The following is a 15,888-nucleotide window of genomic DNA, read 5'->3' as shown; positions in this document are numbered from 1 at the left end:
TGCCGCTCCTCTCCCACAGCACGGTCAAGGGCGGACCCGTCGGATGCATTCCGCCGCCCTCAGTCCCGGCGGGCGTTCAGCGCGTCCACGGCGGCGCGGGCGTCGCCGATCGTCGTGTAGTCGATCGCGATGAAGTTCACGGGCCTGCCTCGCTCCCGTTCGCAGAGTTGGACGCGGTCCAGCACGTACTGGCGGGCGTTGACCTTGCCCGCGTCCAGTCGGCTGCCGCCGTTGGCGGTGATGAAGTGGTTGAGGAGGAACAGGCGTTTGCCGGTGCCGCCCCGGTGGGGCACGCAGCTCATCTCGTCGGGGCTGCGGAACGCGAAGGGGGTCTCCATGCCGTAGCGGTAGAAGTTGCGGTACCAGGCCTCCGGGCCGTCCGCCTGCTCGGCGAAGACGACGAGCCGGCGGCCGCTGTCGATCATCTCTCCCAGCGTCGGCCAGGGCTCCGCGGGGTCCGGGTCCGGTGTGTAGACCAGGTCGGACAGTCCGGCTTGGGCGAACGCTTTCGCGGTGTCCTCGCCGGTGATCGCGTCCTGGACGATGAGCGTCACGACGTCGGTCGGATGGTCACGCATCCAGTCCCCGATCTCACGCAGCTCCGGCATCAGCTCGATCGCTCCCGCACGGCACACGGCATGGCACAGCCACAGGCCCTCGCGGGGCGGGTTGACCTTGTCGACGGCTCCGGCGATCAGCGCCCGCTGATCGGTGCTGAAGTCGGACTCGGAGAGCCGTGCGGTGATCTCGTCGGGCTTCTCCCAGCGGTAGGTGTCGAGCTGCAGGCCGCGCACCCCGTCGTCCAGTTGTGTGGTGATGGCAGGGTCCTGGAGCGGGCCGATGAACCGGTCGACAGTGGTCGACATGGCATTGTGCGAGGTCAGGTACGCCACTTCGTCGTAGGGCCGGTCGCACAGCCGCACGCTGCCCTGGCACCGGCGGGCCGCCGAGGGGCTCGCGACGAGCGGCACCAGCACGACGCCGGCCAGGGCCACGGCGCACGTCCCGACCGCCACCGGGCGCACGTACGGTGACGCGGTCCGCAGGGTGGGCCGGACCTGGAGGGCCCAGCCGAATCCGGCGAGCAGTGCTCCGGCGATCAGGGGGACCAGGGCGGCGTAGAGGGCCGCGGCCACCATGTCGTCGAAGGCCGTGCGCTGGAGATCGTCGACTAGGCGGGCCAGGCTGGGCGGCCAGCTCCCCGGCGGGCTGATCAGCCGGCCGTCGCTCACCACACGCACGAGCACGACGACGAGCGCGGTGAGGAGACCGCCGGCGGCCAGGGCCCAGCCCAGCAGCATCGGTCTGCGGCCGGGTGCGGGGGACGCGGTCAGCCACAGCACCACCAGGGCGGCGACCAGCAGGGCGGCGGCGACGGCCTCCACTATCCCGAGTCCGACCGCCGTATAGGCGCGCGCCCGGTGGAGGGCCGCCAGGTCGTTGCCGGACGCCTCGAGCACCTTCTCCAGGTTCCAGCCGGTGCCACCGGCGAGCGTCTGCAGTCGGGCGGTCGCATCGGTGGTGCGATCCGACACCGCCACGGGAGCCACGGTGGCCAGGGCGGTGGCGATGTCCCCGTCGGCCAGGGCCACTTCGATGTCGTCGCGCAGCGCCGCCCGGTCCTGCTCCGGCAGGGCGTTCAGGATGCGGTCGGCGGCCTTGGACGCCTGTTCCTCGGAAAGCGGCAGAGCGGGCAGTGTGCCGGGGACGCGTCCGGCCGTCACGTCCTTCAGAGCGGCGGAAAGGCCGGTCGAGAAGGCATCGAAGTCCGGCTCGGTACGGTTCTGCACGGCGGCGACCAGGTCCCCGAAGTAGATCTGCGTCAGGTCGTTGATGTTGGTCAGCACCGGGCGCAGATCGACGCTCAGGACAAGGCTGCTCCGGTCGCCGTTGAGGTATCCGACCACGGCCTCGATCTGCTCATGGGTGAGTTCCCGGGCCGTCTCCGGAGGAAGGACCAGCTTGACGTTGGACGTGAGCACGGCTTCCGGGACCGGCAGCCCGGCCAGAAGGTTCCGGGTCACGGCGCCCGCCTTCGGGTCGACCAGGACCTGGTCGTAGAGCCGGTCGTACGCCGATTCCTCGTCCAGGACGGACTGGTAGAACGCCGCGGAGACGACCGTGTCACGGGCTGTGGCCGCCACTGTGACGACCAGCGTGCAGAGCGCTGCCGCGGCGAAGGCGAGGAAGCGCAGCCATCTGCGCGAGGTCATGGGATCCATGGGCCACCTGCTCCTCATGGTGATCGCGCCGCGCGCAGGCCGCAAACGGTACGGGTACTCCCGGCCGGCCGTGTTGGTGAGGTCCGTGTGTCAGCTGGTCCGTGGTGGGGCGGCGGCGGGGTCCTGGAGGTGCTGGAAGAACTCCTCCAGCAGGGCGAGGAGGCCTTCGACGGCACGGGTGTGCTGGTCCTGCGACCACGGCGAGTCCGGCCGGCCCTCGGGAAAGACGATCAGGAGGACCTGCGCCATCCAGACGAGGTTCTCGCCCACCCCGTACGTGGCCGCGAGCCACTCCCGCAGACCGTCCAGCACCACTCCGCCGCAGCCCTGGTCGTAGCCGTCGAGGTACGCCGTCACCCCCTCGTAGGTGCTGCGGCCGACGTACATCCCCGTCCGATCCCTGAAGTTCTCCCAGAACCTCTGGTGCGAGTCGGCCGGTCGGTGTCTGAACCGGCGCCAGGCGGCCGGAATGCGGGAGAGGTCGGTGCCGATGCCCCACGTGGAGAACGACACCACCTCCGTGCCGACGTCCAGTGCCGTCAGGAGAATGCCGGTGCGTGCGGCCGGGTCGACAGGGCCGGACTTCCTCACCCAGACGTAGGTTCCTGGCGGATCACCCTCGTGATGGGTGACCACGAAGTCCGTTCCGTCGAGGATGAAGAACGCGGCGCGCACGGCGCCGTGTCCGTCCCATGACTCCTCGATGGTCAGGCTCAGTCGCCGCGCCACCTCGTCGAGGTCCAGGGAGAGCAGGGCCATGGAGACCAGCGGCCCGGTCGTGGCTTGGAACATGGAGCACTGCACCGCCGGCTCGGTTGCGGAGTGGCTCGTGGCGTCCGGGATCACAGGTCTGCCTCCGTGAGGATGCGGTTCATACGGGCGGGCCGCAGTGCCGGGTTGGCGGCGGCGTCGTCGGCCACGTTCGGGTCGGGGTCCGACAGCAGTCGGTCCAGCAGTGCGTCCGTGATGTTGGGGTGGCGGGCGACCCCGCGGCGCAGGAAGGGTTCCTGGGCCGCGCCGAGTTCCTGGAGCGCCGGCACGGGGAGTTCGGGGTCCTGGAGGGCGATGTAGCGCACGTTCGGGGTCGGTTCGTCGACGAACGTGCGCAGTGTGTGGCGGGGGAAGTTGGGGTGCTCGACGAGCAGGGGGCGGTGGTGGAAGACCTCGCCGTGGGCGCGTACCAGCCGTTCCAGGACGTCCGGTGGTGCGTTCGGTCGGCGGGCGGCGGTGCGGCGGACCGCCACGTCCGGGTCGTTGTCCAGCCGATGCCATGACTCCTCGGGCAGGTCGCGGCTGCCGGCGAGTACGCGCCGGAATATCGCGTGCCGGCAGTCCAGATAGCTCAGACGCTCGTCCAGGGGCGCTTCGCGCATCCAGTCCGGTTCGGTGAAGTTCCAGGTCATCGCCACCTCTGCGTCGATGTCGCCGTCCGCGCGCTGGGCTTCCACGAGCGCGTACAGCCGGTCGCGCGTGGCGGCGTCGACATGGCGGCTCTGTGCCACGGCGACGCGTACCAACGGGTCGTCGAGGTCCAGGAGTCGGGCCACCATGTCGGCGGAGAGGTGGGGGTTCCCGGCCACGGCCCGCTGGATGTCCTCGTCGCCGGTTCGCATGAGCTCGGTGAACTGGTGCCAGGTAAGCGGGACATACCACGCCACGTTGGCTCGCACGGCGGGGTCGGCGAGACAGCGGTCCCGCCACTCGGCCGGGACGCCCGGTTGCCTGTGCTGGGTGGCCGCCGCACGCACCGCCGGGTCCGGGTCGGTGAGCAGTGCCGTCTGCACCTCGGCCGGCCGGTCGTACCAGGATCCGGCGACCGCGGCGCGCAGCTTGGGATCGGGCGCCGCGACCAGCGATGTGCGGGGCTGACCGTAGACCTCCTCCAGGTCGCCGAGGACGGCCGTCGAACCACGCTCCACCAGATGGTGGATGAAGTCCGCCCGGGCGTCGCGGATCGCCGGATCGGGATGCGTGGCGATCCTGCGGCGCATGGCCGGGGAGATCCGTTCCGCGCGGAGGCCGGCCATGACGTCACCGTCGTCGTGCACCAACAGCGCCTCGACCACGGCATCCGGCAGCCGCTCCCGGCGCCGGGCCATCCCGTGCCGGCCGGCCCTGTGTGCCGCGATCCGCACGAGGACGTCCTCGGGGGCAGCCGGGTTCCGGGCCAGCCCGGACAGGCACGGATGGTGCAGGTTCGTCATGCCCTCAACATATTCGGCGCACGCGGCCGATTCCTCGCCGCCCTCGCGGGTGGGCCGAGGGCGGCGGGCCGTCGCGGTTTTCGCGCCGCGGTCTGTCCGGTCAGACGGTGGGCGCGCCGTTCAGGACGTCGACCCTGCCGGTGTCCAGCGAGTAGGAGGCGCTGATCACGGCCAGATCGCCCTGCCTGGCGAGCGGCGACAGTGAGGTGTTGGAGGGCGGCGCGGCGGCGGTCTGCGTGGCGTGGACGCGGATCATGGCGTCGACCGGGTCGGCGGCCTTCTGCGCGACGGTCGCCTCGTACGCGGTGCGCAGGGACCGGGAGATCGCCTGGAGGTTGCCGGGCAGCGTCGCACGGTCGTGCATCGCCTTGTACGCCGCCTTGATGGCTCCGCAGCGCTGGTGTCCCAGGACGACGATCAGCGGGGTCCCGCCGTGAGGGGTCCGTACTCGACGGAGCCGGTGACGACCGGTGCGACCACGCGATCGCCGGTGCGTATGACGAACAGGTCACCTATGCCGGTGTCGAAGACGAGTTCCGGCGGCACCCGGGAGTCGATGCAGGACAGGACGACGGCGTACGGCTTCTGCTCCTCGGCGAGGGCCTCGCGGCGGCGGGGGCCCTGGTCGGGGTGGGCAGCGTGCCCTTCACCCAGCGCCGGTTCCCCTGCATGAGCCGGGTGACGTGCGCTCTCGACCGATCACCGGGGACCGACGCTGTCATGGTCTGAACACGGAGCGCTTCATATCCGTAACGGTTCAAAGGAGCCGTGATCGGGTCCCGCACACATACATGCAGGAACGGCCCGACACGTTCAGCCGGGCGCGGTCGCGGGCCACCCGTCGTCGAGAGGTCGGAGTCGAGTGAGGAAAGCAAGGCGAGCAGCGCCCGGCAAGGCAGTTGCGGGAGTCCCCACGACTCAGCCGACTCCACCGCCACAACGGCCTGCGCAGCCTGCGCAGCCGAAAGCGACCGGGCGTAGAAGGGGCATGTCCTTCACCCACAACTGGCGGGTGGCGCGGCGACTGCGGGCCATCCTTCTGATCCCGGTCGTGGTCACGCTCGTGCTCGGCGGATTCAGGGTGACGCGCGCCGTGGACACCTGGCAGCGCGCCGACGACGCGGTCCGGGTCGCGGAGTTGGTGCAGGCGGCGAACAAGTACGCCAGCGACGCGATCAACGAGCGTGATCTGTCGGTCGTCCCGTTGCTGCGGGGCGACACCGACTCGAGTGCGGTCGCCAAGGCGCGCAAGATCACCGATCAGGACAGGGCCGCCTTCGACAAGTCGGTGGAGCGGATGCCCCGGACCGAGCGTCTGCTGAGAAGGGTCGAGGTCGTCCAGAGCGGCGGCAAGCAACTCGCCGGAATACGTGAAGCCGCGTTCACGTCCGCGCTGCCCGGGGTGCAGACCGAGGAGAAGTACCACCTGATCCAGCACCCGCTGATGGAACTCTCCAACGAGCTCGGCTTCGGCAGCAGCAACCAGGCCAGCTTCGGCCGCGCCCTGTACGCCATCTCGCTCACGCAGGCGGCGGAGTCCCTGAGCCGGGCCATCGGCACGCACATCCTGGCCGAGGACCGCAGCAAGCTCCAGGAGGGTGAACTCGCCTCCCAGCTCGCCTCGTTCCGCTCCTACGCCTATCTCCAGCAGGTCGCGCTGGTGGAGTTCGACGGCGCCGCCACGAGCCAGGACACGGCACGGCTGAAGAAGGCGCTGGCAGCCGCGAAGACCAAGGGCGAGCAGCAGGTCACCCAGTCCGCGGCGCGTGCCAAGGCGGCCGGAGAGGACTACGTCGTCCCGCCGGCCATGACGACGATGATCAGTGAGATCGCGTCGGGGAAGTCGGCCGGGGATCTCGCGAAGCAGGGCATCACCACCGACTCCTTCTTCGCCGCGTCCACGCTCTCCTTCGACGCGTACCGCCAGGTCGAGGTCTATCTCAGCGACACCGCGCTCGCCAACGCGAAGGACATCGCCGACAGTGCGCGCCGGGACGCCATCGTCCTGTCGGCCGTGGTCCTCGGCGCCGTGCTCGCCGCGTTCCTGATCGCCGCCGGGGTGGCCCGTTCGATGAGCCGCCGGATGAGTGTCCTGCGCGGTTCGGCGTTCCAGATCGCCGAGCAGCGGCTGCCGGCCCTGCTCTCCCAGCTCAACCGCTCCACTCCCGGCCGGGTCGACACCCGGGTGGCGCCGATCCCGATCACCTCGACCGACGAGATCGGCGAGGTCGCCCGGGCCTTCGACCAGGTGCACCGTGAGGCGGTGCGGCTGGCCGCCGAGCAGGCGGCGCTGCGGGGCAACATCAACGCGATCTTCACCAACCTGTCGCGCCGCAGCCAGTCGCTCGTCGAGGGTCAACTGGCCCTGATCACCGACCTGGAGAACAACGAGGCCGACCCGGACCAGCTGGACAACCTCTTCCGCCTGGACCATCTGGCCACCCGTATGCGCCGCAACGGCGAGAACCTCCTGGTCCTCTCCGGCGAGGAGTCCAACCACCACGGGATGCCACAGCTCGCGCTGATCGACGTGCTGCGGGCCGCCGCCTCGGAGGTGGAGCAGTACGAGCGGATCGAGCTCTCGGGCGTCCCGGAGGCCGAGATCCACGGCCGTGCCGTGAGCGACCTCGTACATCTGCTGGCCGAACTCCTGGAGAACGCCACCGCGTTCTCCTCACCGCAGATGAAGGTGTACGTCACCGCGGGCCGGCTTCCCGACGGGCGGGTCATGGTGGAGATCCATGACAGCGGCATCGGTCTGACGGCCGAGGACTTCGCCGCCATCAACCACAAGCTCGCCCATCCGCCGACCGTCGACGCCAACATCTCCCGGCAGATGGGGCTGTTCGTGGTCGGCCGGCTCGCCGACCGGCACGGCATCCGCGTCCAGTTGCGGCCGTCGCGACAGCAGTCGGGAACGACGTCGCTGATCATGCTGCCGCACACGATCACCTACGCGGCGCCGCATGAGGTTCCCGTCGACTCGACCGCCGGCTTCCCCTATCCCCTGGAGGACGCACCGCACTTCGCGGGTCCCGACGGGAGCATCGTGGAGGCGGTTTCCCAGGGCGGTCAGGGGGCCCACGCGGTTCGGGACCAGTCGGGGACGGATGCGATGAGCCGCTACCTCTACCGTGAGGAGCGTCGCCGCCAGGTGGGACACGACGAGCACGAGGACGCTCCTCGGTAGGGAGCCGTCAGGCCCCGGAGTGCGACGCCGCCTGCCCAACAGGGCGCCGCACTCCGGCCGATGGGCCCACAACAGCGGTGTTCGACCTGTCGGACATTGTTCGAAACCTCTTGACGCTGCACCACACCCCGTTTGACACTCTCGCAACACGACGTCACACAGCCGAAACGCCAGGGTGTCCACCGCCGAGGCCACCCCCGTCGACGGCTCGCTCCGCCACGCCTTTTCCCTCCCCCGTCAGCCATGCCTCAGCAGGGAAACCCCACATGACGTACTTCGCACGTCCGCGCACCCGCGCGAGACGCCGGGCGGGCCGACTCGCCGGCCTGACCGTCGCATCGCTGTTCCTGGGCCTCACCGCACCCCTCGTCCCCGCGCAGGCGGCGGACAGCGCGGACGTCACCGACGGACTGGCTCTCTGGTACAAGCTCGACGCCTCCTCCGGCACCACCGTCACCGACGCCTCCGGCAACGGCCGGGACGGCACGGTCAACGGCACCGCCGGCTGGACAGGCACCGGCCAGGGCCTCGCCTTCAACGGTTCGGACACCTACATCAAGGTGCCGAACGACGTCATGAAGGGCATGGACTCGATCAGCGTCTCCATGGACGTGCTGATGGACGAGTCGCAGGTCGGCCCGTACTTCATCTACGGCTTCGGCAACACCACCAGCGGCGCGGGCAACGGCTACCTCTTCGCCACCGGCAACTCGCTGCGCACCGCCATCGCGTCGGGCAACTGGTCGACCGAGCAGAACACCCGGCCCACCGACTCGCACAACCTGACCCGCTCGGTGTGGAAGCAGCTCACCTACACCCAGACCGGCACCACGGCCGTGCTGTACGAGGACGGCGCGGAGGTCGGCCGCAACACCTCGGTCACCACCACCCCGGGTTCCATCGGCTCGGGCACCACGACCGCCAACTACATAGGCAAGTCGGTCTACACCAGCGACAAGCTCTTCAAGGGCAAGATCCGTGACTTCCGGGTCTACGACCGCGCACTCGACGGCTCCGAGGTCGAGCAACTCTCGCTCCCCATCGCCGAACAGGGCGTCGCCGACGACAAGGCGGCCCTCACCCTGGGCGACACCAGCGCGGTGACCGCCGACCTGACACTGCCCAAGACCGGCACGGCCGGCAGCTCCTCCATCACCTGGGAGAGCGACAACACCGACGTCGTCTCCGACTCCGGCGCGGTGACCCGCCCCGCGGCCGGTGAACCGGACGGCCACGCCACGCTGACGGCGACCCTGAAGAAGGGCCCCGTGAGCGCCACCAAGACCTTCGAGGTCACGGTCCTGCCCGCCTTCGACGACACGACCGCCGTCCAGCGGGCAGCCGAGGCACTGACCGTGCACAACCTCGACGACGTCCGCGGCAACCTCACGCTCCCGGCCGCCGGCGACCTGGGCACGGAGGTGTTCTGGTCCTCCGCGAACCCGGACGTCGTCTCCGCCGAGGGCGTGGTCCACCGCCCCGCGCACGGCGACGGCGCCTCGACCGTCGAGCTGACCGCGACCGTCACCAAGGGCGAGGCGACGAAGACCCGCACCTTCACCGCGAAGGTCCCCGAACTGCCCGAGAAGGAAGCCCTCAAGGGCTATATGTTCAGCTACTTCACCGGCGAGGGCACCTCGGACGGCGAGCAGCTCTACTCCGCACTCAGCAAGGGCAACGACCCGCTGAAGTGGCGGGAGTTGAACGACGGCAAGCCGGTCCTGACCTCCACGCTCGGCGAGAAGGGCCTGCGCGACCCGTTCATCATCCGCTCGCCCGAGGGCGACAAGTTCTACCAGATCGCCACCGACCTCAGGATCTACGGCAACGGCGACTGGGACGCCTCCCAGCGGACCGGCAGCAAGTCCATCATGGTCTGGGAGTCCACCGACCTGGTGAACTGGACCAACCAGCGCCTGGTGAAGGTCTCCCCCGACGCGGCCGGCAACACCTGGGCCCCCGAGGCGTACTACGACGAGAAGCTCGGCGAGTACGTCGTCTTCTGGGCCTCCAAGCTGTACGACAACGAGGCCCACACCGGCGACACGTACAACCGCATGATGTACGCGACGACCCGTGACTTCTACACCTTCAGCGAGCCCAAGGTCTGGGTCGACCGCGGCTACTCCGTCATCGACTCCACGGTCATCCAGCACGACGGCGAGTACTACCGCCTCTCCAAGGACGAGCGGAACAACACCTCCTCCACGCCCAACAGCAAGTTCGTCTTCGAGGAGAAGAGCGACACGCTCCGTAACCTCTCCTGGACCGCCGTCGCCGAGGGCATCGGCAAGGGCACGATGAACGCCGCCGAGGGTCCGTTGGTGTTCAAGTCGAACACCGAGGAGAAGTGGTACGCGTTCCTCGACGAGTTCGGCGGACGCGGCTACATCCCCTTCGAGACGACGGACCTGGCCTCCGGCAACTGGACCCCGTCCACCGGCTACGACCTGCCGTCCAAGCCCCGGCACGGCACGGTGCTCCCGGTCACCCAGGCCGAGTACGACCGGCTGCTCAAGACGTACCAGCCGGACCAGATCATCACGGGTGTCGAGGACGTCAAGGTCAAGACGCGCATCGGCCAGGCCCCGGTCCTGCCCGCCACCGTCATCGCCGAGTCCGCGGGAGGCGTGAAGCGTCCCGTCGCCGTCACCTGGGAGGACGTGGCCGCATCGCAGTACGCGCAGGCCGGCGTCTTCACGGTGAAGGGCGACCTCGCGGGCGACTCCGCGATCGACGTCAGCGCCGAGGTCACGGTCTCCGCCGAAGGCCCGGACGTCCCGGCCGACCTGCTCCTGCACTACGACTTCGACGAGAGCGGCGGCAGCATCGCCCGTGACTCCAGCGGCCATGGCAACCATGGCACCTACGTCCGTACGCCCGACTTCGGGACCGGCGTCGAGGGCGGCTCGTTCAAGATGTCCGGCGGCAACAGCAGCTCCAGCTCGCCGTACGTCAAGATCCCAGGCGGCGTGCTGAAGGACACGAACAGCGTCACCGTCTCCACGTACGTCAAGTGGAAGGGCGGCGACAACTTCCAGTGGCTGTTCGGACTCGGCCCGGACAGCAACAAGTACCTGTTCGCCACCCCGTCCAACGGCGGCGGTAAGCTGTTCTCCGCGATCACCAAGGCCACCTGGTCCGGCGAGAAGCAGATGATCGGCGGCTCCCGGCTCACCGCCGGCGAGTGGCAGCACCTCACGGTCACCCTGGACGGAGCGACCGAGACGGCGATCCTCTACGTGGACGGCGCCGAGGCGGCCCGGGTCAGCGGAGTCACCATCAAGCCGTCCGACCTGTACGACTCGGCGAAGGACTACTCCGGCTACATCGGCAAGTCCCTCTACTCCCCCGACCCCTACTTCGGCGGCGAGGTCGACGACTTCCGGATCTACAACCGGGCCCTGACGCCCGCCGAGATCCTGGAGCTCAGCGGCAACACCACCGGGATCGCCGCGGCGACCCACCCGGCGCTCAAGACCGACGCGATCATCACCGACAAGGCCGGCAAGATCGTCCTGCCGCTCACCCCGGGCAGTGATGTCACCGCTCTGGCACCGCAGTTCACCCTCGCCCACGGCGCGACCATCAGCCCCGCCTCCGGCACCCTGCACGACTTCACCGAGCCGGTGACGTACGAGGTCACGGGCTCGGACGGCAAGAAGCGCACCTGGACGGTCTCGGCGGCGGTCATGAAGAGCCCGGTCCTGCCCGGTCTCAACGCCGACCCGAACGTGGTCCGCTTCGGCGACACCTTCTACATCTACCCGACCACCGACGGCTTCGAGGGCTGGAGCGGTACGCAGTTCAAGGCGTACTCCTCCAAGGACCTGGTCCACTGGACCGACCACGGCGTCATCCTGGACCTGGGTCCGGATGTCTCCTGGGCGGACAGCAGGGCCTGGGCGCCGGCCATGGAGGAGCGCAACGGCAAGTACTACTTCTACTTCTGCGCCGACGCGAACATCGGTGTCGCGGTCTCCGACTCGCCCACCGGCCCGTTCACGGACGCGCTCGGCAAGCCGCTGCTGAAGGCCGGTGACTACACGGGCCAGATGATCGACCCGGCCGTCTTCACCGACGACGACGGCACGTCGTACCTGTACTGGGGCAACGGCCGCGCCTATGTGGTCCCGCTCAACGACGACATGGTCTCCTTCGACGCCTCGAAGGTCACCAACATCACGCCGAGCAACTACAACGAGGGCTCCTTCGTCATCAAGCGCAAGGGCACCTACTACTTCATGTGGTCGGAGAACGACACACGTGACGAGAACTACCAGGTCGCCTACGCCACCGGCTCCTCGCCCACCGGTCCCTGGACCAAGCAGGGCGTGATCCTGGAGAAGGACCTCTCGCTCGGTATCAAGGGCCCCGGCCACCACTCGGTGGTCCACGTCCCGAACACCGACGACTGGTACATCGTCTACCACCGCTTCGCCATCCCCGGCGGTGACGGCATGCACCGCGAAACCACCATCGACAAGATGGAGTTCGACGCCGACGGGCTGATCAAGAAGGTCGTCCCCACCCTGGAGAGCATCGACCCGGTCACCATCGCCCGGGCCGGCGCGGACGCCTCCGGCAAGGAAGGCGACAAGATCCGGCTCAACGGCACGGTATCCGGCGCGGGCACCGCCAAGTGGACCGCCGAGGAGGGGGCACCCTGCGCCTTCGCCGACGCCGGGGCCGCGAGCACGACGCTCACCTGCACCGACGACGGCACGTTCCAGGTGACGCTGACCGGCGGCCGCAGCAGCGACACGGCGACCGTCGAAGTCGCCAACGCGGCACCGGCCCTCACCTCCGCCACCGGGCCGAAGTCCCCGGTGTCGGTGGGCAAGCAGGCGGTCGTGACGGCCGGGTTCACCGACCCGGGCACCCGTGACACCCACACCTGCACGGTCGACTGGAAGGACGGCACCGAGCCGACGGCCGGAACGGTCACCGCGTCCGGCTGCCGTGCGGAACACACCTACCGCAAGGCCGGTATCCGCAAGCCGGTGATCACCGTCACCGACGACGAGGGCGCCTCGGACAGCAGGACGCTCCCCGAGCTGATCGTCTACGACCGCGCCGCCGGGCCCGCGTTCGGCACCGGCCTGTTCACCTCGCCGGCCGGGGCCTTCCCCGCCAAGCCGGCACTGACCGGCAAGGCCGCCTTCTTCTTCACCGCCTTCTACACGAATCTGACCTCCGTCCCCCTCGGCCAGATGTCCCTCGACTTCGGCCCGGCCAAGCTGAAGTTCCGTTCCACCGGCTCCGACTGGCTCGTGGTCACCGGCTCCCAGGCCGTCTACCAGGGCTCCGGCACGGTCAACGGCGCCGACGGCTACGCCTTCCGGGTCACCGCCACCGATACCCCGGACAGCTTCCACGTCAGGATCTGGAAGAAGTCCGGTGGTGATGTCGTCTACGACAACGTCACCAGCTCGAAGATCACCGGATTGGTCACCGTCGGCGACCGTCGGGAGTGAGCCCCCCGGCCGGGCACACCGGTCATGCCGTCCCCCCACACTCGACGGCCAACCCCCCACAGGAGGACCTCATATGAGCCCACGTCAGAACAAGGAGCACAGTCCTCGAACGGCCATACCCTGGCGCACCACACTGGCCGTCACCGCGCTCGCCGCGGCCCTGCTCGCGGGGCCCGGCGTCGCGCAGGCCGCACCGAAGGCAGCGCCCGTTCCACAGGAACAGCTGGCGGCGGCCACCATCACCTGGACCCTGGAACGGGCGAGCAATCCCACGGCGGACCAGCAGACGGCGTACAACCTCATCACGGCGGCCATGAACGCGGCCGTGGCGCGCTACAACAACCTCAGCGACCTGGGGAAGAGCATCACCGTGCGCTACGACCCGAGCGTGCCCACCGCCGACGGAAACCTCAACGGCACCATCCGCTTCGGCAACCGCAGCTACATGACCGAGAGGACGGCCCTGCACGAGATCGCCCACACCATCGGGGTGGGGACGAGCTCGGGCTGGTCCGCTCTCGGCGGCAGCGGCACCTGGACCGGCGCGCAAGCCACGGCACTGGTGAGGCAGTTCGACGGTTCCGGCGCCAAACTGTCCACGGGTGGTGGCCACTTCTGGCCCTACGGCCTGAACTACGAGACCGAGATGTCCGGTACGGCGGCCGACCGCCATGTGCAGATCGTCGCCGCCATGGTGCGTGACGGGCTGTAACCCACGGCCGGGAATGCCTGGGGTGTCGAACCCCCCGGGCATTCCCTTATTTCTGGCCGAGTCGGTCGGCGAGGTCGCTCAAGTCGGCGGCGTGCACGTCGAATCGGTCCGAGGAAGCGGGCGGGTCGCCGACCGGGCGGGCCACATAGGCGGTGCGCAGGCCGAGGCTCTGCGCTCCGCGCAGGTCCCAGGCATGGGCGGCGACCATCAGCAGCCGCTCTGGCGGTAGCCCGGAGACGGAGCAGCACTGGGCGCGGGCTTCCAGCTGCACGCTCACACTACCCCGCCACGGTGGGCGATCCCGTTGCCAGACACTACGTCTGACATGGGATCGCTTAGCTGATTAGAGACGCTGCGCATATCCCCGCTTGGAGGATGAGGGAAGAGAGCCGGGGTCTGCGTGGTGAAGTGTGGGCCTCCGACAACTCCGACAGTAGGGAGCGTTCCTTCGCATGACCACACAGCCCGCACGGTCTGAGCGCGGCGGTCCCGAGACCGCCTCGGTGGTGGATGTCTCGCCGTTCAAGGCTTCTCTCGTCAAAGCGGTGTTCAGGGACGTGACCCCGCTGCACGTCTCCCGGTCGGCCGCGTGGGCCGCCGCGTCGGTGACGCGGACAGTGCTGACGGAGATCATCGACGGCGCGAGGAGAGCGGCGGCGGCGGAGGCCCGGAAGAAGCTGATCCCCGGGGATCTTCTCGCGGCGATCGACCGGAACGTCGAGCTCGAGGTGGGGACCAAATGGTACGACCACAGCCCGACGTTTCGAGGCCTGACCGGTGTCCTGTACGACGCCGAGGGCGTCATCGTGCCTCCTCGTAAGCGCAGCGGGTCGCGCAGACCGAGTGCTGTGGTCGGCGCCCACAGGTTCGAGGCCGGGGTCAAGAAGCTGCTGCGGAGCCAGGGGGCGACGGCCGTCCCGGCGATGGTCCGCGACCTGGACGGAATCGCGAGCGTGTTCCTGACGGACCTCGCCCTGGACGCGGTCAGGGTCGTCCGCGAGGGCGGGGTCCAACGTTTCGGCACGGTCACCCTGGAGATATCGGGCGAACCGGCCCCTCCCCCGTTCTACAAGGACCCCCTCCGGGCCCTTTCCACCCGCAGGGCGGACGGGCGGACCATCGGCAGGGAAGACATCCTGGCCGCCACCACGATGCAGTTGTTCGGCGGCGACCTCCGGCACCGAGCCCTCACCGAGGCACGCCGGGCGGCGGCACTGACCACTGCGGTCGGCTGAGCGGTGCGCGGTCACTGATCTCCCGGTGACGATGCCGGTCGGCCGCCCGCTCCGGCGTCGGGCTCCGGCAGGCATGGCAAGATCCGCAAGCATGAGCAGCATCGAACGAGCGGATCGACCCGTCGCCCTGGTCACCGGCTCCACCTCGGGCATCGGGGAGGCCGTCGCGCGCAGGCTGGCGGCGGACGGGATGCGGGTCGTCGTGCACTCGCGGCGCAGCGTGGAAGCGGGCCGGGCGCTGGCGGCCGAGCTCGACGGCGCGTATGTGCGGGCCGACCTCGCGGTCGAGGACGAGGCGCGCGCCCTGGTGGAGGAGACGCTGGGCCATTACGGCCGGCTGGACGTCCTGGTCAACAACGCCGGCATCAGCTGGCCCATCCCCCACCACGACCTCGCGGCGGCGACACCGGCGGACTGGCGGCAACTGCTGGAGGTCAACCTGATCGCCCCCTGGGTGCTCTGCACGGCCGCCCTTCCCGCACTGCGCCGGTCCCCCACCGGTGGCTCCGTCGTCAACATCACCAGCCACGCCGGGGTACGCCCCAAGGGCTCGTCGGTGCCCTACGCGGCGAGCAAGGCCGCGCTCAACCACGTCACCCGGCTCCTCGCGGCCGCCCTCGCACCCGATGTACGCGTCAACGCCATCGCCCCCGGCCTGGTCGACACCCCCATGACCAAGGACTGGACGCAGGCCCACGAGCTGTGGCGCGACCGCGCCCCCATGGGCCGCCCCGCCCAGCCCTCCGACGTGGCCGACCTCGTGGCCTCGGTCATCGCCAGCACCTACCTCACCGGCGAGGTCATCGTCCTGGACGGCGGGCTCAACCTCACCTGAGCGGTCGCACGTG

The 15,888-nt window shown here is 69.5% G+C and carries 10 protein-coding genes and 1 pseudogene; 5 read left to right on the top strand and 6 right to left on the bottom strand.

Annotated features, from left to right (window positions below):
- Positions 1–59: 59 nt before the first annotated feature.
- The 5 genes from TN53_RS19645 to TN53_RS49165 form a co-directional block, all read right to left on the bottom strand.
- Positions 60–2,222, bottom strand: coding sequence for a membrane protein (locus TN53_RS19645; RefSeq protein ID WP_046259847.1), 2,163 nt, complete (start codon positions 2,220–2,222; stop codon positions 60–62).
- Between the two features lie 90 nt (positions 2,223–2,312).
- The gene (locus tag TN53_RS19640; protein WP_159038161.1) at positions 2,313–3,014 is read right to left on the bottom strand and encodes a hypothetical protein; all 702 of its coding nucleotides are present in this window, start codon (positions 3,012–3,014) and stop codon (positions 2,313–2,315) included.
- Positions 3,015–3,064: 50 nt separating this feature from the next.
- Positions 3,065–4,426, bottom strand: a complete 1,362-nt coding sequence (locus tag TN53_RS47850) for a hypothetical protein (protein ID WP_199924614.1) — start codon at positions 4,424–4,426, stop codon at positions 3,065–3,067.
- Positions 4,427–4,526: 100 nt separating this feature from the next.
- A complete protein-coding gene (locus tag TN53_RS49170; protein ID WP_267886546.1) occupies positions 4,527–4,811 on the bottom strand; it encodes a hypothetical protein in 285 nt (94 codons plus the stop codon).
- A 32-nt stretch (positions 4,812–4,843) separates the two neighbouring features.
- Entirely contained in the window at positions 4,844–4,972 is a 129-nt protein-coding gene (locus TN53_RS49165; RefSeq protein WP_267886545.1) for a hypothetical protein, read from the bottom strand.
- A gap of 442 nt (positions 4,973–5,414) precedes the next feature.
- On the opposite strand from TN53_RS49165, the gene TN53_RS19625 reads away from it, so the two are divergent.
- The 3 genes from TN53_RS19625 to TN53_RS19615 all read left to right on the top strand — a co-directional run bounded on the left by TN53_RS19625 (position 5,415) and on the right by TN53_RS19615 (position 13,805).
- Positions 5,415–7,616, top strand: coding sequence for a nitrate- and nitrite sensing domain-containing protein (locus TN53_RS19625; RefSeq protein ID WP_095046590.1), 2,202 nt, complete (start codon positions 5,415–5,417; stop codon positions 7,614–7,616).
- 266 nt (positions 7,617–7,882) lie between these two features.
- Complete coding sequence (locus tag TN53_RS19620) at positions 7,883–13,093, top strand: family 43 glycosylhydrolase (RefSeq protein ID WP_046259845.1); 5,211 nt, start codon at positions 7,883–7,885, stop codon at positions 13,091–13,093.
- A gap of 73 nt (positions 13,094–13,166) precedes the next feature.
- Positions 13,167–13,805 (top strand): hypothetical protein, encoded by a 639-nt coding sequence (locus TN53_RS19615; RefSeq protein WP_234441645.1) that lies wholly within the window; start codon positions 13,167–13,169, stop codon positions 13,803–13,805.
- A gap of 46 nt (positions 13,806–13,851) precedes the next feature.
- On the opposite strand, the pseudogene TN53_RS45240 reads toward TN53_RS19615, so the two are convergent.
- Positions 13,852–14,046 (bottom strand): annotated as a pseudogene (locus TN53_RS45240) (haloacid dehalogenase type II); the annotation flags it as partial.
- Between the two features lie 211 nt (positions 14,047–14,257).
- On the opposite strand from TN53_RS45240, the gene TN53_RS19610 reads away from it, so the two are divergent.
- Positions 14,258–15,040, top strand: a complete 783-nt coding sequence (locus TN53_RS19610) for a hypothetical protein (RefSeq protein ID WP_046259844.1) — start codon at positions 14,258–14,260, stop codon at positions 15,038–15,040.
- 91 nt (positions 15,041–15,131) lie between these two features.
- A complete protein-coding gene (locus TN53_RS19605) occupies positions 15,132–15,875 on the top strand; it encodes an SDR family NAD(P)-dependent oxidoreductase (RefSeq protein WP_234441644.1) in 744 nt (247 codons plus the stop codon).
- The last annotated feature ends 13 nt before the right edge of the window (positions 15,876–15,888 follow it).

This window comes from Streptomyces sp. WM6386, from assembly GCF_000972385.1.
Classification (GTDB): Bacteria; Actinomycetota; Actinomycetes; order Streptomycetales; family Streptomycetaceae; genus Streptomyces.
This window is presented reverse-complemented; position numbering and strand designations above follow the sequence as displayed.